Genomic DNA, 18,184 nt, shown 5'->3' on the forward strand with positions numbered 1-18,184 from the left:
ATGATAACTTTATCGTTCAAATGAGCAATTTTATGCCAGCATGAGGACGTATGGATTCAAGAGACAGACTTATCATCGCCGAGCTTCAGAAAGATGGCCGGTTGACCAATCAGGAACTGGCTGAAAGAGTCAATCTGTCGCCATCTCCCTGCCTAAGGCGGTTAAAAAACCTTGAAGAGCAGAAGATGATTACTGGCTATACGGCAATCATCGATGAGAAAGCGTATGGGCTTGGGGTAACGGCATTTGTGCGGATACGTCTCATTTCTCACAGCCGAGAGATCGTTGATGAATTCGAGAAAGCAATAGGGCTGCTGGATGAAGTGATGGAATGTTATTTGATGACCGGGAGCGATGACTATCTGCTCAAGATACTCGTTGAAGAATTAAGCAGCTACGAAGGATTTGTCAGGAAAAAGTTACATTCAGTACCCGGCATCGCTTCTCTGGATACCAGCTTTGCATATGGAATGGTCAAACGAAATCTTACCTTCCCAAACATTCACAAAAATCGTTGATAACCCCTACGGACTTCCTTAACGATTGTCCAGGCTGTCTTTCGGCGGAGAATCATCAGCCTTATTGCTTAACACCTCATGTGCTGAATCTGCTGATACAGAAATGCCTACACCCGAGTGCAGGCTATTTCTGCTACAAGATTACTCATTCATGATGTATTTAAAAGTTCTGACACCCGCCGTCAGACAAATGAAGCGCGACGTGCGGTAAATTTTTAATAGCTGCCTTTCCATCACATCTGGATGTAACTTTTGATTTTGTATCATCAGCCATTCGATATCCTGGAAAACTACTCTGCTAAAAAGTTTCCTGTTTTTGGCCTGGTTAAGCCAGCCGCTGATATGCCTCTTTCTCCCCTTGAGAGTGAAGTTGTTCCCTTCTTTGCGAAACATCCTCACCGACACCAGAAGAGAGTAATAGAACCGGCTCAGTGACTTTACCGATGCGATATCCATTTTCTGTACCCTGCTACCTGAGCTTACCTTCACTACCGCACATGCGAATTTTCTCCTGCACCACGTGCTTCATTGCCCGCTTGCCCGGCTCCATATACTCGCGCGGATCGTTGGCGTGCGGGTGCTCTCCGAAAAACGCTTTTACCGCATCGGAGAAGGCGATTTTAAGTTCTGTCGCCACATTCACTTTGCAGATACCCAGTTCAATAGACTGCCGCAGCATCGTTTCTGGGATGCCCGATGCGCCGTGCAGCACCAGCGGAATATCCACACGCTCGCGAATTTGCGCCAGGCGTGCAAAATCCAGCTTTGGTTCCCCCTGATACATGCCGTGCGCCGAGCCGATGGCGACGGCGAGAGAATCAATGCCGGTGCGCTGCACGTATTCTGCTGCCTTGAGGGGATCGGTAAAGAAGCTATCTTTTTCATCCACCACGATGTCGTCTTCCTGACCCCCGAGGCGTCCCAGCTCAGCCTCAACGCTGGCATCGTAGCGATGGCAGAGGCGTACGGCCTGCACCACTTTCTCAATATTCTGCTCAAAGGCGAAGTGCGAGGCATCAATCATTACAGAGCGCACACCCGCCTTCACTTTAGCCTCAATATCAGACAGATCTTCATGATGATCGAGATGCAGCGCGATGGGTAAATCGTACTTCTGTGCCGCCTGTTCACAGATAGCCACCAGATAACCCAGTCCGGCATATTTATAGGTGCCCGTGGTGCCTGCCATAATCACGGGCGATCCCAGTTCCGCTGCCGTTTCCGCAATCACCTGCACGGTTTCGAGGTTATGTACGTTAAACGCAGGCACGGCATAACCGCCCTGTTGCGCCTTAACAAGCATGGCGCGATTAGAGACGAGATACATTAGGCCGGTCCTCCGACATGAGTTGAGAAGTCGAGCATGATTTTGCCGCTCATGGGTTTACCGTTCAGCTCGGTCACCGCGCCAGCATATTGCTCAGCGTCACCCTGCACGGCGATGAGTGCGGAGAGATCGATCTTTCCGGCTTCAAATAGCTGAGTCGCCTGTGCCCATTCCACGCCGGGCCACGCACCGGAGTAGTTCATCCAGCTGCCCAGCACCTTCAGTTCCTTGCGCAGAATCTGACCGAATGTGGCGCTGCTCAGGTTCAGGTCTTTATGGAGTGTGCCAATCAGACCCACCTGAGCCTGCGGGCCTGCAATCTGAATGCTGAGCTCAACGGTCTGCGGCGCACCTGCCGTTTCCAGAATGAGCTGGTCGAAACGTCGGTTATTCATCTCGTAACGGATGTCATCTGCCGTCATTTCCGCGCTGTTGAACACAAAGTCCGCGCCCAGTTGCTTTGACAGCGCCAGGCGCTCCGGATTGATATCAATGGCGGTCACCGAGCGGGCGCCCAGCGCTTTGGCGCACTGCATCGCCAGCAGCCAATGGTGCCCGCCCCAACAATAATCACTTCTTTATCGCGGCAGCCGCCCGCCAGCTCGATGGTATGCAGGCTGACCGTCATCGGCTCAAAAAAAGCGCCTTCGACAGGCGAGGTGCAGGCTGGCAGGCGAAACAGGTTCTGTCGCGGGACCACGATAAATTCGCGGTTGCCACCGTTGCTTCTTGAACCAATAAAACTGTAGTTGCGGCACTGAGACCACAGCTGACGGCTGCACTCTTCGCAGTCAAAACAGGGTTGAAGCGGCACGCAGGAAACCAGGTCACCTGCTTTTAAGTCACTCACGCCAGCACCGGTTTCGGTCACGCGGCCGCAGAACTCGTGTCCAAGCGTGATCGGGTAGAAATGGGCTCCTTCGTGAAAGATGCGCGGAATATCTGAACCGCAGAGTCCGGAGCAGATAACCTGCACCAGTACATCATCACCGGCTTCAATCTGAGGCAACGGCTGTTCTTCAACCGTAACGCTGCCTCCGGCGTGTATCACGACAGATTTCATGGGGTAAACTCCGGGAAGAACGGGGGACCTGCCCCCCCGTAGGTTATTTCGCTAAAGAATTACTCTGGGAAAGGGTGTTATCCGGCTCAGGCTGGGTCTGCATAGCCTGACGCGCTCTGCGCCAGGTCAACGCCACGCCCAGCAGATAAACGGTGCCAATCACCACCAGCGCGGTGACGTTCTGCCAGGTCAGGAACTGAATCAGCAGGTAAGTCACCGGTGAACCGCCCTGGTCCATTGAAGCAACCTGGCCGCCCGCTTTCAGCGCGCCGGCGTTGGCGGCAAGCTGGGTATGCAGCCCGATAGTCTGAGTGGCAATCCACAGCGTCATGCCCATGATGATGATGCCGGAGATCAGGGTGCGGAACAGGTTGCCCTGGTGTACGGCAACGGCCATGGCCACGAAGAAACCAATGGTGGCGAGGTCGCCGAACGGCAGCACGCGGTTACCCGGCACGAACACGGCAATCAGGATCGTCAGTGGAATAAAGATGAGGCTGGCGGAGACCACTGAGGTATGGCCCAGCAGCAGCGCCGGATCGAGGCCAATCAGAAACTCCCGACCACCAAATTTTGCCTGCAGGCGCTTGCGGGCCTGTTTAGCAATCGGGTTAAGGCCATCCATGATAGGTTTGATCACCCTTGGCATCAGCAACATAACCGCCGCCGTCTTCACGGCAAGTTGCAATACGCCCTTGGCGTCGTAGCCTGCCAGCAGGCCGATCACGATCCCCATAATGAAGCCGACAGTTACCGGCTCACCAAAGGCACCGAAGCGCTTCTGCACATCATCCGCACTGAAGTGAATACGCTTCAGACCCGGGATTTTATCAATGATAACGTCCACCAAGACTGCCACCGGCCCCATATAGGCAGAGGAACCGTGCGGAACGGCGATCCCGTCAAGATCGAAATAGTTTTTGGTATCGCGCGCAAACCAGTCGCCCAGTTTGTACGCGAAGGCCGCATGCAGCACCACGCCCAGAATACCCAGCCAGTAAGAACCCGTCGCCAGATGCAGCATCGCGCCGGTGAACGTCATGTGCCAGATGTTCCAGATATCCACGTTCACCACGCGCGTCATGCGGGTGACCAGCATCAGAATGTTCACCGCAATCGCAATCGGAATGGCGACCAGCGCAATCTGTGACGCCCAGGTCATCGGCGACGATCCCGGCCAGCCCACATCGACCACATCAAGTCCGATTTCGAAGTTAGCCGCCATGGCTTTGGCGGCAGGCCCGATGGAGTCAAGCATCAGGCCAATCACCAGGCCAATACCAACAAAGCCGATACCGATAAACAGGCCGGACTTAAAGGCATCGCCCACTTTCATCCCGAGGCAGACGGAGAAAATGATGATCACGATCGGCAGCATCACTGTCGGACCGAGATCGAGGATGTAACGCATGATTTCAGTAAACATAGGATTACCCCTGCAGAACGGTCAGGATTTTTTCCCGCAGCGCATTAATACCCACGCCTGAGATGAACGGCATGCCGTGCACCACCGGGATATCACCAAACTGACGGTCAACGCGGGCCGTAGTACAAATCAGGTCCACACCATCCATGTAGGTTTCGATCTCGTTAACGCGGCACTGTACGATTTCGACGGTAATGCTGTTCTCTTCGCAGAGATCTTTGATTTCTTCTGCCGCCATGGTTGAGGTGGCGACGGCGCCGCCACAGGCAACGATCACTTTACGTTTCATTCTTATTCTCCGGGTGCAGGGTCAGATGTTGTTATCAGGCCGCCGGTGCAAGCAGGCGGTGGGTAAAGCAGTCAGCCAGTTCGCTCTCAGGCGCGCTTAGCAGACTTTCGATAAATTCGGGTTGCTGCAGCTGGCCAAACAGTGACTTCAGCAGGTTCAGTTGCTGCTCAGGGTGCGTCACAACCAGCGCGATGATGAGCTCGGCCCCAATCATTCCGTCATCATCGGCCTGCTGAAACTGCACCGGGGATGCCGGGCGTATCAGATAAATAGCGGGCTCGATAGCGTGTGACGCATCGCAGTGCGGAATGGCAACGGCATGTCCGTCCAGCGCGATGCCGGTCGGGTAGGCGGCTTCGCGTTCATGCAGCGCAGCCGGATAGCTGTCTCGACAGATGCCGTCGCGCACCATTTTCTGGCCGATATGATTCAGCGCCTCTTTGGCATCCACAAAGCTCAGGCCGGATGAGACGATAAGGCGGTAGTTATGCATGGCTTACCTCTTTTTGCAGGTTCAGTTCAGGTTCACATCCAAAGGCGTAGTCGCGCAGGACGTCCTGAATCTTGTCGATGATGAGGGTGTGGGGATCGGCGCTGATGGTACCGCTCAGAACGCGGTCGAACTGCTTAGGCAGATACTGGCTCAGCAGACCCAGCGGTAAATCAACGGCGTTCAGGTTGGCGACCAGCGCGTCGAAGGCACTCACGATGCGCGCATTTGGCCAGTAATAGCGGATGCGATCTGAAAGGCTGTAATGGATATCCACCAGCGAGTCGGAAAACGCCGGACGGTAATATTTTTTCCAGTAGCCAGGCTCGTTGAGCATCACCTGATCGATCACCGCGAGGATCTGGCTCTGCTTTTCGGGGGCAATCAGCGTTTTTTCGATTTCGGCCAGCGCAAAGATGGCTTCGCGCAGCGCAAACGTCAGCGCCGGCCCCACTTTCAGGATGGCGAAGTGATCTTTTACCAGCGCACGATACGCAGTCCGGGTCTGATAGTCGGTCGAGTGTGCTTCATACACCACGGGCGTTGATTCAATATATTTGCTGAGTTCACGTGCTTCGGCGGGTGCGTAGTGAATCACGCTGCTGTGATCGAACTCCACGCCTGGTTGCACCACCAGCCCGATGATGCGGCCAATCGCGTCATCCAGACCAGTGGCACGAAACGCTTTGTGATGTACGGCCAGCGTATGTGCTGCATCTTCCGGACGGGTGACGTGTACCTCGTTGATGGCGTGTGCTTCGCCGCCCGGTACGGGGACTTCAGTACCAATGATGTAGGTCAGCACAGCTTTCTGAACGTCCGTCGCAGTTTCTTCGGCTACGCGGCACAGTTCGGCGGCGCGCTCAGCCACGACTTCCGGTGGCAAGGGAACCGGATCTCCCGCGCAGGACATGGAGGCATCGAGATGAATTTTGCTGAAACCAGCTTTCACGTATGCGGCAATCAGCACGCGGGATTTTTCCATCGCCTGTTCTGCAGGCTCACCCTGCCAGACATTGGGACCGAGATGATCGCCACCGAGGATCAGACGCTCTGCTGGGAAGCCGACACGTGCGGCGATATCCAGAACGTAATCGCGAAAACCCTCTGGTTGCATGCCGGTGTATCCACCAAACTGATTGACCTGATTTGATGTCGCCTCAATCAGCACCTGACGATTGGTGTGCAAATCGAAACGCAATGCGGCTTCAATAACCAGTGGATGCGCGGAACAGACTGAGCAGATACCGCAATCAAGACCGTCTTTGTGCTGCTGAATAATATTTTTCATTTGTCCTCCGAAAGTATGCTTAATAACATCACAATCTTTCGTTTTTAGTACAATTCCTTTCTTTTGTTTATGTGATCATGATCTATTTATTTTCGCATTGTTTCTTTATTTTTCGTTTTCAATCCTTGCGTCCAGCATGTAAAACGAAAGCTCCATTAAAATATTTTCGTTATATAACATTAAGTTAATTTACCTTGTGCGCATGAGGCTACCATTAACCCTCCTACTTTCAGTATTGCCGTTTTACTTTCTTATCCTTTCGTTTTACGATTAACCTTCAGCTAAGAGGATGGTTTATGAACGCGTTTGAACGCAGAAACAGGATTGTTGATATGGTCAACAGCACCGGTAGCCGGCTGGTGACAGACATCTCTGCCGAATTAGGCGTTACGGAAGTCACGGTGCGGGCAGATATCCGGCTGCTGGAAGAGCGGGGACTGGTCACCCGGTTTCACGGCGGTGCAGCCAGCATTGAGGCTTCGGCTAACGACGCCAACGCCGCCCACACTGAAGTGAGTCTCAATGAACGTTATCAGCTTGCCGCTGATCCCAAACAGCGCATTGCTCAAGAGGCTGCCAAACTGGTGAAAGAAGGGGATACCGTGATTCTCGACAGCGGCAGCACCACGAAGCTGTTAGCCGAAGCCTTGGCCGAGAGGCAAAACATCACAGTGATCACCAACAGCCTGCCCGCTGCCACCATCTTGTCTAACAACAAAGACATCATTCTGGTGGTATGTGGTGGCACCGTGCGCCATAAAACCGCCTCGCTGCACGGCAGTATTGCCGAACTGGCATTACGCGACGTGTCAGCCAATCTGATGTTCGTGGGGGCGGATGGATTAGACGTCGAAAACGGGATCACGACCTTTAACGAAGGGTTTGCTGTCAGCGCTGTGATGGCAGCCGCCTCAAGACAGGTGATTGTCCTGACAGACTCCTCCAAATTCGGCCGTAAAGGATTTAATCAGGTCCTTGCGCTCGACAAAATTCATACGGTGATCACCGATGTGGATGCGCCTGCTGAGGCGCTGGCAGAACTGAGGAAAAAGGGTAAGAAGGTGATTGTGGCATGATGGCGCTGCCTGCCGTCTACCTACTCAGTGAGTAGTTTCATTCAGATAGCGGGCTTTGAGTCGATCCACCTCAGCGTGATAGTCCTGACAGATCTGCCGGTATTGCTCGCTAATAACAGGATCAGGCGCAATCGTCTCACCCTGTTCAGAGGTAAGCCATTCAGGTAGCAGCTCTGACAGGGGAACCGTTTCAGCATGAGACGTACTGTTGCGATAACACCAGTGCGCCTGAATGGCTGCACCCAGTGCCGCCGCGTCTGGTACGGCCGGTCTGGTTACGGTGAGCCCGGTAATATCGGCAATCATTCCGCACCAGGCTCTGCTGTTTGCGCCGCCACCAATAATACTCACACTGTCGAATACCAGCCCTCTGGCATTGAAAATTTCAATGCCTTTGCAGAGATTAAACGTCACCCCTTCGACCACTGAGCGTATCAGATGCGGTTTGGTAAAGTTCGCCATGGTGATCCCCGAGATTTCTCCACGCGCACCGGGCAGATTAGGCAATCGTGCACCGTTCAGCCACGGAAACGAAAACAGCCCTTCCGCTCCGGGTTTACTCGCCATCAGGTAGTTGTCGAAATCTTTAATGTCGATATCCATCAACTGTCTGTAGCTATTGATGGCGTTGGTCACGTTCATCGTGCTGATAAGCGGCAACCAGGCTCCGGTCGAGGAACAGAAGGTATTGATATCCTCAAATCCGCTGCAATCGATCTGTTCGGGCTGGCAGGTGGATAAGGTCCCTGAGGTGCCCAGACTCATCGTCACCTGGCCGGGCGCGATATTGCCTGTGCCGATCGCTGACATCATGTTATCGCCGCCGCCACTGGACACCACTATGCCGGTTGAAAGCCCCAGATACGCGGCAGCCTCAGCACGAAGTAAGCCCTGTGCCTGATGGGAAGCAATGATTTCGGGTAGCTTAGTAATCAGGCCGGGGTCTATCAGTTCCAGGACCGAAGTACGCCAGGTTTTCAGCCGGGTATCGAAATAGCCCGTTCCGGAGGCATCACCCGGCTCGGTGCGGAATATCCCGGTGAGGAAATAATTGAGATAGTCATGTGGCAGCATCACTTTGTCGATGCGTTCGTAATGTGCAGATTCATGCTGCTTAACCCACAACAGCTTTCCCAGCGTAAACGCTACCGGGACCGGGATACCAATGTCAGCACTCAGGCTTTGGCCATAAACGGACTGATATTCCCGCAGGAAATGCGTCAGCTCGGAAGCACTTTCCGTATCGCACCAGAGTTTAGCCGGACGGATCACGGCGTCATGCTGGTCGAGAATCACCAGTCCGTGTTGTTGTCCTGAAACACCCATCCCGATGATTTCATCGTGACCGATACCGGTTTTTTCCATCACATCCCGCACCCCTGCCCGCATGGCATTGAGCCAGTCAGCGGGATGCTGCTCTTTCTTTCCGGGTCTTTCGTTCAGCAGAGAGTGAGCATGAAAACTGGTCGCCAGCACGTGCTGATTTTCGGCATCCCACAACAGCACCTTGGTGCCCTGCGTCCCACAATCAATTCCCAGAAACATGGCTACTCCGGCCGCGGTTATTTCAATCAAGTTGAGGATTAAACCAGGACCGGGTGGCACGTATGGGTTAAAGCCTTTCAGCGTAAATCAACGGTTAACCCACTGGTTAAAAGCGTCCTGATAATCCGGATGCCAGCGTGACAGTGCTGGACGATTCTCAATGATATCCTGCAATGCCCAGGCGATGCGCTTTTTATCTAAGTCAGCAGATACGGCATTATCCGGACAAATGATGTAGAAGTCTCCCGCCCTGAAATGCGCCACGAAATAATCAACGACCTGGCTGGCGGTCCAGGCTTCATCGGGCTTAGCATTCATTTTCTCATCGAGGCCAGGCGAGTTCATATCTGTCCAGGTGTATCCGGGCACCAGCAGGTGTGCCGTTACGCGCCCTGATGTGACCCTCATTAGCTCGTGAGCCAATTGTTCGGTCAATACTTTCATGGCCGCTTTGCCTGCACTGTATGCCGCATTGCCCGGCGGCGTCGTGATCCCCTCTTTGGACCCCAGGTTAACAATCGCACCCTTTACTGATGCCTCCAGCATCACGGGGACAAAAAGATGCTGAACCGACACTGCGGACAGCAAATTGATCTCAAGATTTTGCCGCCATTTTTCTGGAGCATCCCAGGGGCCCGCGCCGGCTTTTACGCCAGCATTGTTGACGACCAGGACAACCTCACCAAACTGCTCCAGGGTCTTATCACGAAGTTGAGTCAGGTCCTCAATACAGGAGACATCTCCGGTCACGACACAGCATTCAGTCTTGAGGCTGGCGGCAAGCGCAGACAGGGAAGCTTCATCACGATCAAACAGGCTCAGCAACATCCCTTCATTGCTGAGGTGTCGTGCTAAAGCTGCACCAATACCCTTTGCAGCGCCAGTGATAACCGCGACACGTCCGGGGGCAATAATTGAATCTGTCATTGCTGACTCCATTTGTTGATGTGAACGGAAAAATACATCAGTGATAGCGCTAATGCGGAGAACACCACACCTACCCAACCGGTAGAAATCCACGAGCCACCGGCAGAAATTGCCCACCCGCCAAAAGCGGCACCCAGTGCATTAGAAATATTGAATGCACTGTGCGTGAGTGATGAGGCTAATGTCTGAGCATCACCCGCAATATTCATCATGTGCGCCTGGAGTGCCGGGACCAGCGCGAAACCATTTCCAAGCAGGAAAACTGCAATCAGTACCGGAAGTTTCCATGAGCCAACCAGCGAGAACAAAGCCAGCATGACCAGGTTCCAGACGATTAAGCCAAAGATGGAGGGGATGAGCGCTTTGTCAGCCAGTCGGCCGCCGATGATGTTCCCTGTGACCATGCCAATCCCCCACAGCACCAGAATCCAGGGTACCGAATGCAGTTTGAAACCGCTGATCTCGGTCAGGGCGGGCGTAATGAAACTGTAAACGGCAAACATGCCAGCGAAGCTGACGGATGCCACGCCAAAGGTCATGATAATTTGCGGGCTGCGGAGCGCACTCAGCTCTTTAACGGGTGAGGTATTAGCATCCGCTTTTTTTGCAGGAACAAAGAGCATAACCATGAGCGCTGTCATCGCCATGCCTGCCGCAACCATAGCGAATGACACTCGCCATCCCAGTGCTTGCCCACCCCAGGTAACGAGCGGTACACCCGCGACATTGGCCACCGCGAGACCCAGCATCACGTAAGCAATATAGCGAGCTTTCTGATTGGCCGGGACCATCGACGCCGCAACCAGCGCAGAAACGCCATACCATGCGCCATGTGGAAGGCCTGAGATGAATCGTGCTGTGAGCAATGAGCCATAACTCCAGGCTGTCGCGCTTAAGCCGTATCCCACAAGTGCGATGGACAGTAACAGCAGCAATAACATTTTTCGGGGCCATCGCGCGCCAATAATGGCAAATGCCGGCGCTCCTATGACCACACCCGCAGCGTAAGCACTGATATAACTTCCCGCAGTGGGGATAGACACCCCAGTCCCTTTTGCCAGGTCAGGTAACAGACTCATTGGAGAAAATTCGCCTGTGCCAATGAATAATCCCCCTGACCCCAATGCCAGCATGGCCAAAAAGAGGCCAGAGGGAGGATGAACAGTTTCTCTTTGTGAATCGCAAGTCTGTTCAGACATAACGCTTGAATCTCCCTGTTGAAAAGTTGCTATAGTTGAGTCGTATTGCACCTTAGTCGACAAAGGTGCGATTACTGTTGAGTTTTTCCGTATTGTTTATTGAATTAAAATCAACCTTGAGTGGGTAATCATGCCTGTAAGACCTCTGTCCAGACTTTCACGCAGTGATTTAGCCGATCTCAACGCCTTTAAGGCGGTTGAGAGAACACGCAGTTTTACTAAAGCGGCCATAGAACTGGGCATTACCACCTCGGCCTTGAGCCATTCGGTACGCAACCTTGAAGAACGATTGGGGGTCCGTCTGCTAAACCGAACCAGCAGGACGGTTGCCCCGACTGAGGCAGGGGCTAATCTGGCATTGCGTCTTGAGGTGGGATTTAAAGAAATCAGTGAAGCGCTGGACGATATCAATCGCATGCGCGATCGCCCTGTGGGCCGACTACGGCTCAATGTTCTCAGCGACGGCGCCCGACTGATCATTGCCAGACATCTCCCCAAATTTGTCAGCTTGTATCCCGATGTTGAAGTTGAGATAACCGTTGATGACAGAATGGTGGACATCGTGTCGGAGGGCTTCGATGCGGGTTTACGCTTTGGTAATACCGTGCCGGAAGATTTTGTCGCTATCCGCCTTGGTACCGAACTCAAATGGGTCGCCGTCGCCTCACCGCGCTATCTATATCTGCGAACCCCGCCGCAAATGCCTGAAGATCTTCGCTCTCATTCCTGTCTGCAGATGCGCACAGGACAGGGGACCATCTATAAGTGGGAGTTTAGGCGTGGAGAGGATTACCGCGTAATCGATGCGCCGGGTCAGATTTGCGTCAGTGAAACAGCTTTAGCAATAGAATTAGCCCTCGCCGGCGCGGGTATCGCTTATTGTCTGGAACAACGCGTCAATACCTACCTTAGTGATGGCAGTTTGCGGGTCGTTTTACCGGATTGGTCCCCTACAGAGTCCGCGATTTATCTCTATTATCCTGGGCATCGTCGTGTTCCCCAAGGGTTGAGGGAATTGATTGACGTATTGAGAGAGGGCATTGAACATGAACATACCACTCAGCAATGAGCCAGTAGTAGATTGATGTTAGACCTTTCGTGATCGCTCTAATGCCATGATTCTAACTAAATATCCTTCTATGGCAGAGCAATGCCTGATCTTGGCAACTCGACCTCCAAATGTTCTTTAATTAATTTTTATTAGGTGCGGTTTTAGACTTGTATCACCCCCATGCAATAACGGAAATTAATTATCTATCTACTCGCTATATCTTATGGCTGCGTCATAAGACCCTTTTATTTATATCCCATTAATATGTAGTACTAATCAAAAAAAACACCTCATGGCACATTTTTCTTAGATTTTATTTCATTCATGATGATAATGAGAATGATTACCATTAACGTAACGACGATGCATTGTGGAGACTTTACGATCAAGGAATGATTAATTAGAAATAACCACAAAAAATCAGTCAAACAAACGCTAAAGCGGAGGATGCGAGCGTCGGTATTTAATGACTGCAACATTTTTAAACTTTAATTAATGAGGGGATAATAGTAGAGCCTCGGGAACTTTAATTCATCATAGAATCCACAGATAACAATTACTCAATCAAAGAAAAGCAAAATGACAAAATTAAGCAGTATATCTCTAGGAATAGGTATTATTCTGGGTACTATCTCGACCAATGCATTCACTCAAGATAATAGTCTTCATTTGCTGGATAATGATAAAAACATATCCGACAGCGAAACAGTAAAGAAACCATCACCCCAGCAAAAGAGACCGACAGAAAATACACTGGAAGTTAATGCTCCAAACTTGCTGAGACAACAACTTGGAGCATCAACCATCACTAGTGAGGACATTAGAAAAAACCCGCCTATTAATGACCTTTCCGATATCATCAGGAAAATGCCCGGTGTTAACCTGACGGGCAACAGTACCACCGGTGCCAGGGGAAACAATCGCCAGATCGACATTCGCGGCATGGGGCCTGAAAACACGCTGATTTTGATTGATGGCAATCCGGTGACTTCCAGAAATTCTGTACGTTACAGCTGGACCGGTGAGCGCGATACCCGTGGTGACACTAACTGGGTCCCTGCTGAAATGGTAGACCACATTGATGTGCTGAGGGGGCCTGCGGCTGCACACTATGGTTCAGGTGCGATGGGGGGTGTGGTAAACATCATTACCAAAAGACCCACAAATGATTGGCATGGCGCATTGAATTTCTTTACCAACCAGCCCGAAGACAAAAAGCAAGGAACCACCAACCGCATGGGGTTCAACCTCAGCGGTGCGCTGATTGAAGATGTATTGACCATGCGCTTATATGGCAATATGAATAAAACTAAAGGTGATGCTGTTGATATCAATAAAGATGCCAACGCAAATGCTGCTGGTAGAGAAGGCGTAAGAAACAGAGATATCAATCTGGCTCTATCATGGAAGCCCACAGCGACTGACATCTTTGACTTAACCTACAGCTATAGTCGCCAAGGCAATATTTATGCCGGGGATAGCCAGTACGCTAATGGCAGAGAGACTTATAAGAATCAGTTAATTGGTTCTGAAACCAATCGCATGTATCGCCAGGCATATAACCTGACTTACAACGGTATCTTCGACTGGGGCCAGTCTAAAACATCCATGAACTTTGAACGTACCCTTAACAGTCGCCTAAACGAAGGACTAACCGGCGGCGTTGAAGGTATGATAACCAGCCCAACGGATTTCGTTGATAGTTCATACAACGCCTATCGCTTCAATGAAGAATTAACCATTCCTTTTACACTTCTATTAGACAATACGCTTACTGCAGGTGTTGAAATGAACAGAGAGGAATTACACGATCCAGCGTCAATGAGTATGAACGCAACAGGATTAAACATTGATGGTGTGTCTGGCTTAGCCTCGCAAAGGACTACCAAAACCTCTCAAAACACCTCGGCGATTTACCTTGAAGACTCAATCGTGAACGATATGGGTTCTGTATTCATTCCAGGATTACGCTTCGACTATGGCTCCAAATTCGGCAGCAATCTGAGCCCGAGTTTAAACATTTCTCAAGAAATCACCGAAAACCTCAAATTGAAAGCGGGTATCGCGAAAGTATTTAAGTCTCCTAACCTTTACCAGATAAGTGAAGGATATCTACTTTCAAGCCGTGGGAATGGCTGCGCTATGTTGAATGAAAATAGCTGCTATCTCATGGGGAATGAGGACTTATCGGCGGAAACCAGCGTCAATAAGGAAATTGGCCTTCAATGGACGGATGAGGATTTTGAAACCAGCCTGACATTCTTCCGTAATGACTATCAAAACAAAATCGTTACTGGGGATCAGTCCATTGGGACCGTGGGTAACTATGATGTGTATCGCTGGATGAACGGTGGCAAAGCTCTTGTTCAGGGGCTGGAAGGTAGCCTTGAGTTCCCTGTTTATAAAGACGTGTTGAAATTCAGAACTAATGCCACATATATGCTCACATCAAAATCCAAGAAAACGGGCAACCCACTTTCTCTGGTGCCTAAATACACCATTAACAGCTTCCTGGACTGGAACATCAACGATTCATTATCCGCGAACTTGAGCTGGTCTTCATACGGAAGAGTCCATCCTAAAAGCTACCCGGATAACGAGAAAACAACTTCTGTTAACAAAACCGAACAACCAGCCTACTCAATCTTCAACATTGGATTCGATTACAGCCCAATCAAAAATGTGGATATTGGTGTCGGTGTGACTAACTTCCTTGACAAAAAATTGTATCGTTCTTCGGAAGGTGCTCAGACGTTTAACCAACCCGGCCGAGAGTTCTATGGCAAACTTTCACTCTCATTCTGATTGCTTCAGCTAATCGTTGCCCTCAGAGAGCCCAGTAGTGGGCTCTCTTCAGCATTGCCACTTCAATAGCATTAAACGAAATAAATCCCACCATCAACAACAATCGACTGCCCTGTCACGTAGGCTGAATCTTCAGAGGCCAGGAAAGAAACGACTGCCGCGACATCTTCCGGCTTAGCGTATCGTCCCAAGGCGATATTCGGCAGCATTTTGGCAAACTGACTGCCTTTGGGTTTGTTTTCAAATGTCGTGACGACATCATCAATACTGTCCCACATCGGTGTCTCCACGACGCCAGGACTGTAGATATTGGCAGTGATGCCATATTTTGCCAGCTCCAGTGCCACGGTTTGGTTCAGACCACGCACTGCAAACTTCGAGGCAACATAAGCGGATTGCCACTCACCGCCTTTATGCGCGCTGACTGAGCCCGCGGCTATTAAACGCCCACCTTGCCCTTGTTTAATCATTTGGGCCGCAGCGGCGCGGTAGCAGTTAAAAACGCCTTTAACGTTCACCGCCAGAGTCTTATCCAGAATCTCCGGGGTGGTTTCCATAAAGTGAACGGTTTCAGCAATACCGGCGTTTGCCACCATCACATCCAGCCCACGATAGGCCTCGACGTGACCCGCCACCAGCGCATCGACATCTGCCTGACGGCTCACGTCACCGGTGGTCACACGGCAAGTTCCTCCCGCCTTTTCAATCATTTCAGCAGTCTTTTCAATGGCGTCCTGCGCGCGAACAAGATCGTTGATGGTCACCGCTAGCCCATCTTTTGCTAAACGCAAAGCAATGCCTCGTCCGATACCCTGCCCCGCGCCCGTGATAATGGCGGTACGTTTTGCATTAGTCATTTTCAGTCTCCAGAATACAGTCGGTTTCATTGGACCCTGCCCTTTCCAGGCAGGGCCCGAAAGGGTTTAGCTATGACGAACGGCACCGCCTTCAGCACGCAGCAGTGCACCGCGTGTCGCGTTGGAAGCCGGAGTACAGAGATAAACAATGAGATTGGCAACGTCATCTGCTTCCGCAAACTTGCCCAATAGTGACGTGCCTTCGTTAACCTCGAAATGGTGTTGTTCGAAGGTCTCGAAGTCTTGATCGCCGCAGGCTCGATAGACCCACTCACTGAGCGTTGCGCCGGGAGCAACGCAATTAACTGTGACATTGGTGCGAGAGAATATTTCAGCAATACAGCGTGACAGACGAATAATGCCCGCTTTGACGACGCCGTAGTCAACGATGTTGGCTGGTGTCACTAAACCGGCTTCACTGGTCATAAAGATGATGCGACCGAAGCCTTTCTTTTGCAGGATTGGGACATAATGGCGCGTCAGACGCACGGCACTCATGACATTGAAGTCCCACTGATATTGCCAGTCTTCATCATTGAGTTCGAGGAAAGGCACGGTGCGATAGGTTCCGCCCGCCATATTAATCAAAATGTCGATATCCTTGACCGCATTGGTGACTGCGCGGCAGCCTTCCGCCGTCGCGACATCCCCCAGCACCGTCATGACTTCTGCACCAGGTACGCGCTCTCTGATAGCCTGCGCGGCGGTATCGAGGCGCTCCTGTGAGCGCCCGTTTATCCATACGCTGGCTCCCCGTGCTGCCAACCCCTGTGCAGTAGAGAGGCCGATACCACTTACTGCCGCAGTGATAAGCGCTGTTTTACCGGTTAAGTCGAGATTCATTAGTGCCATTTTTCCTACTCCTTAGGTTGTATTGCGTTTTATGCAGACGTGCTAATCCGAGGCCTATTGCTGTAATAAACCCGTCAGGAATGCTTTGTTTATTTAACTAATCTGCTTCCAGCTCACCGGAATTAAAAGGTTCGCTGATAGCGTGCGGATTAGGTTCTTTATGGGATCGAATGTTTTTGATCACGAATAAGCTGAGCACAGACAATATGCCCGCCCCACCGAACAAGACGATGTAATTCATACCGACACCCGCAGCCAGCAGAATAGCCGAGGTAATTGTGAGTAATACGCTGGGCAGCGTCATTGCCATATTCACGATGCCCAGATCCGCACCGATAGTGGTTGAATCAATGGTGGCTGAAGTGGCAATAGCGACAAATAACCCTTCAAAAAAACCAAAGCCAATCGCAATCAACAATAAACCGAGGTAATAACCTTCTAAATTTTGTAATGCCAGTAATATCACCACACCACAGGCCATAAATACTGGTGCAAAAGAGTAAACTTTTCTTCGCGCACCTAGCCTGTCAGCAATATACCCCGCGATGGGCGCCATGATGCAGGAAACCAGGTTGAGAATAGTCGCACCAATAAAGACCACTCCAGGTAAATTCTGCCGCGATACATGCACATAGTCTTGTGCGAAATAGACCAGATAAGTTTGGGTGACACCAATGGTGCAGTTAATCAGGAAGAAAGAAAGCAGTGCATAGCCAAAACTGTGATCGCTACTGATACGCCGTTTGATAACGCTAAAAAGGCTGGCCATCTCTTTAACGCTGGCGCGCTTAGCACTGCGGCGCTCCAACACTTTGTCACTGAAGGTAAAGACAAACAGACAAATAAAGAAAATAAAGAACGCTGCCGGGATCATGAAAATCAACACAGGTGAATCCGGCAGCATCTTTATGGTAAAGGTGCCGAGCAGAATACCTGATTGCCGGCTCATACCCGCAAACCCTGAGGTAATACCTCGCTGATGCTGTGGGACTCGGTCAGTTAGCACTGACAATAAAGTAGTCAAGGTGGCGTTGGCGCTGATTTGCACAATGATCCAACCGACAAAGATGGCCGGGATAGTCTCTCCAATCCCCATAAGAAACGAACCAATAAAGGTGCCTATTGCACCAAACAGAATATAAGGGCGGCGCATGCCGTACCGACAATATGTCCGGTCGCTCAGATAACCAAAAGCATAATTGCTGATTACTGCGATCAGAGCACCTATACCACTGACTAGCGCATAGTTTGCATCTTTATTAAGAGGGTCGATATCTCCGATACGCAGGGCTAATCCCACTGAGGCCGGTGTCATGACCGCTGCCCAAAGTCCCACTTGTGATAAGGTCCAGACAAGAACATACGTCCATTTAACAGGAGGCATATCCGTTTCATTTTTTATAACGTTTTTGTTCAATGTATCGGAATTGAATCTATCTGCCATAACGTCACTCCAGTTTCATTCAAT

General features: G+C 51.1%; 16 protein-coding genes and 1 pseudogene. 4 read left to right on the top strand and 13 right to left on the bottom strand.

Features of this window, described 5'->3' with window-relative positions; genetic code table 11:
- Positions 1–50: 50 nt before the first annotated feature.
- Positions 51–518: an Lrp/AsnC family transcriptional regulator gene (locus HA51_RS04690; RefSeq protein WP_084932461.1), complete on the top strand. Its 468-nt coding sequence runs from the start codon at positions 51–53 to the stop codon at positions 516–518.
- Positions 519–659: 141 nt separating this feature from the next.
- On the opposite strand, the gene HA51_RS04695 is transcribed toward HA51_RS04690, so the two are convergent.
- From HA51_RS04695 to gatZ, 7 genes and pseudogenes are all read right to left on the bottom strand, one after another.
- On the bottom strand, positions 660–974 hold the full coding sequence (locus HA51_RS04695; protein WP_084932463.1) for a hypothetical protein: 315 nt from the start codon (positions 972–974) through the stop codon (positions 660–662).
- A 13-nt stretch (positions 975–987) separates the two neighbouring features.
- Positions 988–1,845: a tagatose bisphosphate family class II aldolase gene (locus tag HA51_RS04700; protein ID WP_084932466.1), complete on the bottom strand. Its 858-nt coding sequence runs from the start codon at positions 1,843–1,845 to the stop codon at positions 988–990.
- Positions 1,845–2,908, bottom strand: a pseudogene (locus HA51_RS04705) (zinc-binding dehydrogenase). Before HA51_RS04705 ends, HA51_RS04700 begins: the two are co-directional and overlap by 1 nt.
- Before the next feature lie 43 nt (positions 2,909–2,951).
- Positions 2,952–4,334, bottom strand: a complete 1,383-nt coding sequence (locus tag HA51_RS04710) for a PTS galactitol transporter subunit IIC (protein ID WP_084932469.1) — start codon at positions 4,332–4,334, stop codon at positions 2,952–2,954.
- A 4-nt stretch (positions 4,335–4,338) separates the two neighbouring features.
- Positions 4,339–4,623 (bottom strand): PTS galactitol transporter subunit IIB, encoded by a 285-nt coding sequence (gatB, locus tag HA51_RS04715; RefSeq protein ID WP_084932471.1) that lies wholly within the window; start codon positions 4,621–4,623, stop codon positions 4,339–4,341.
- 34 nt (positions 4,624–4,657) lie between these two features.
- Positions 4,658–5,116: a PTS galactitol transporter subunit IIA gene (gatA, locus tag HA51_RS04720; RefSeq protein ID WP_084932475.1), complete on the bottom strand. Its 459-nt coding sequence runs from the start codon at positions 5,114–5,116 to the stop codon at positions 4,658–4,660.
- The gene (gene gatZ / locus HA51_RS04725) at positions 5,109–6,404 is read right to left on the bottom strand and encodes a tagatose-bisphosphate aldolase subunit GatZ (protein WP_084932478.1); all 1,296 of its coding nucleotides are present in this window, start codon (positions 6,402–6,404) and stop codon (positions 5,109–5,111) included. Before gatZ ends, gatA begins: the two co-directional genes overlap by 8 nt.
- 296 nt (positions 6,405–6,700) lie before the next feature.
- On the opposite strand from gatZ, the gene HA51_RS04730 reads away from it, so the two are divergent.
- Complete coding sequence (locus tag HA51_RS04730; protein WP_084932481.1) at positions 6,701–7,480, top strand: DeoR/GlpR family DNA-binding transcription regulator; 780 nt, start codon at positions 6,701–6,703, stop codon at positions 7,478–7,480.
- A gap of 24 nt (positions 7,481–7,504) precedes the next feature.
- Here the strand turns inward: HA51_RS04730 and xylB are convergent, their stop codons facing one another.
- From xylB to HA51_RS04745, 3 genes are all read right to left on the bottom strand, one after another.
- A complete protein-coding gene (xylB, locus tag HA51_RS04735; RefSeq protein WP_084932483.1) occupies positions 7,505–9,025 on the bottom strand; it encodes a xylulokinase in 1,521 nt (506 codons plus the stop codon).
- 87 nt (positions 9,026–9,112) lie between these two features.
- Positions 9,113–9,952, bottom strand: coding sequence for an SDR family NAD(P)-dependent oxidoreductase (locus HA51_RS04740; RefSeq protein ID WP_084932486.1), 840 nt, complete (start codon positions 9,950–9,952; stop codon positions 9,113–9,115).
- Complete coding sequence (locus tag HA51_RS04745) at positions 9,949–11,151, bottom strand: MFS transporter (RefSeq protein ID WP_084932489.1); 1,203 nt, start codon at positions 11,149–11,151, stop codon at positions 9,949–9,951. Before HA51_RS04745 ends, HA51_RS04740 begins: the two co-directional genes overlap by 4 nt.
- A 130-nt stretch (positions 11,152–11,281) precedes the next feature.
- Here HA51_RS04745 and HA51_RS04750 point away from each other — a divergent pair, with 130 nt between their 5' ends.
- Both HA51_RS04750 and HA51_RS04755 read left to right on the top strand, forming a co-directional pair.
- A complete protein-coding gene (locus tag HA51_RS04750; RefSeq protein WP_084932491.1) occupies positions 11,282–12,220 on the top strand; it encodes a LysR family transcriptional regulator in 939 nt (312 codons plus the stop codon).
- 561 nt (positions 12,221–12,781) lie between these two features.
- The gene (locus tag HA51_RS04755; RefSeq protein WP_084932493.1) at positions 12,782–15,007 is read left to right on the top strand and encodes a FepA family TonB-dependent siderophore receptor; all 2,226 of its coding nucleotides are present in this window, start codon (positions 12,782–12,784) and stop codon (positions 15,005–15,007) included.
- Positions 15,008–15,078: 71 nt separating this feature from the next.
- Here the strand turns inward: HA51_RS04755 and HA51_RS04760 are convergent, their stop codons facing one another.
- The 3 genes from HA51_RS04760 to HA51_RS04770 all read right to left on the bottom strand — a co-directional run bounded on the left by HA51_RS04760 (position 15,079) and on the right by HA51_RS04770 (position 18,160).
- Entirely contained in the window at positions 15,079–15,864 is a 786-nt protein-coding gene (locus tag HA51_RS04760; RefSeq protein ID WP_084932495.1) for an SDR family oxidoreductase, read from the bottom strand.
- Between the two features lie 66 nt (positions 15,865–15,930).
- On the bottom strand, positions 15,931–16,716 hold the full coding sequence (locus HA51_RS04765) for an SDR family NAD(P)-dependent oxidoreductase (protein ID WP_084932498.1): 786 nt from the start codon (positions 16,714–16,716) through the stop codon (positions 15,931–15,933).
- Positions 16,717–16,813: 97 nt separating this feature from the next.
- Positions 16,814–18,160: an MFS transporter gene (locus tag HA51_RS04770; RefSeq protein ID WP_084932501.1), complete on the bottom strand. Its 1,347-nt coding sequence runs from the start codon at positions 18,158–18,160 to the stop codon at positions 16,814–16,816.
- Positions 18,161–18,184: the final 24 nt, after the last annotated feature.

It is taken from the genome of Pantoea rwandensis, from assembly GCF_002095475.1.
Classification (GTDB): Bacteria; Pseudomonadota; Gammaproteobacteria; order Enterobacterales; family Enterobacteriaceae; genus Pantoea; species Pantoea rwandensis.

Coding starts and splice junctions, on each gene's coding strand:
- gatB (WP_084932471.1), bottom strand. CDS start 4,623: ATGAAACGTAAAGTGATCGTTGCCTGTGGCGGCGCCGTCGCCACCTCA.
- HA51_RS04730 (WP_084932481.1), top strand. CDS start 6,701: ATGAACGCGTTTGAACGCAGAAACAGGATTGTTGATATGGTCAACAGC.
- HA51_RS04700 (WP_084932466.1), bottom strand. CDS start 1,845: ATGTATCTCGTCTCTAATCGCGCCATGCTTGTTAAGGCGCAACAGGGC.
- HA51_RS04690 (WP_084932461.1), top strand. CDS start 51: ATGGATTCAAGAGACAGACTTATCATCGCCGAGCTTCAGAAAGATGGC.
- HA51_RS04765 (WP_084932498.1), bottom strand. CDS start 16,716: ATGGCACTAATGAATCTCGACTTAACCGGTAAAACAGCGCTTATCACT.
- HA51_RS04740 (WP_084932486.1), bottom strand. CDS start 9,952: ATGACAGATTCAATTATTGCCCCCGGACGTGTCGCGGTTATCACTGGC.
- gatA (WP_084932475.1), bottom strand. CDS start 5,116: ATGCATAACTACCGCCTTATCGTCTCATCCGGCCTGAGCTTTGTGGAT.
- HA51_RS04755 (WP_084932493.1), top strand. CDS start 12,782: ATGACAAAATTAAGCAGTATATCTCTAGGAATAGGTATTATTCTGGGT.
- HA51_RS04695 (WP_084932463.1), bottom strand. CDS start 974: ATGGATATCGCATCGGTAAAGTCACTGAGCCGGTTCTATTACTCTCTT.
- HA51_RS04745 (WP_084932489.1), bottom strand. CDS start 11,151: ATGTCTGAACAGACTTGCGATTCACAAAGAGAAACTGTTCATCCTCCC.
- HA51_RS04710 (WP_084932469.1), bottom strand. CDS start 4,334: ATGTTTACTGAAATCATGCGTTACATCCTCGATCTCGGTCCGACAGTG.
- HA51_RS04770 (WP_084932501.1), bottom strand. CDS start 18,160: ATGGCAGATAGATTCAATTCCGATACATTGAACAAAAACGTTATAAAA.
- gatZ (WP_084932478.1), bottom strand. CDS start 6,404: ATGAAAAATATTATTCAGCAGCACAAAGACGGTCTTGATTGCGGTATC.
- xylB (WP_084932483.1), bottom strand. CDS start 9,025: ATGTTTCTGGGAATTGATTGTGGGACGCAGGGCACCAAGGTGCTGTTG.
- HA51_RS04760 (WP_084932495.1), bottom strand. CDS start 15,864: ATGACTAATGCAAAACGTACCGCCATTATCACGGGCGCGGGGCAGGGT.
- HA51_RS04750 (WP_084932491.1), top strand. CDS start 11,282: ATGCCTGTAAGACCTCTGTCCAGACTTTCACGCAGTGATTTAGCCGAT.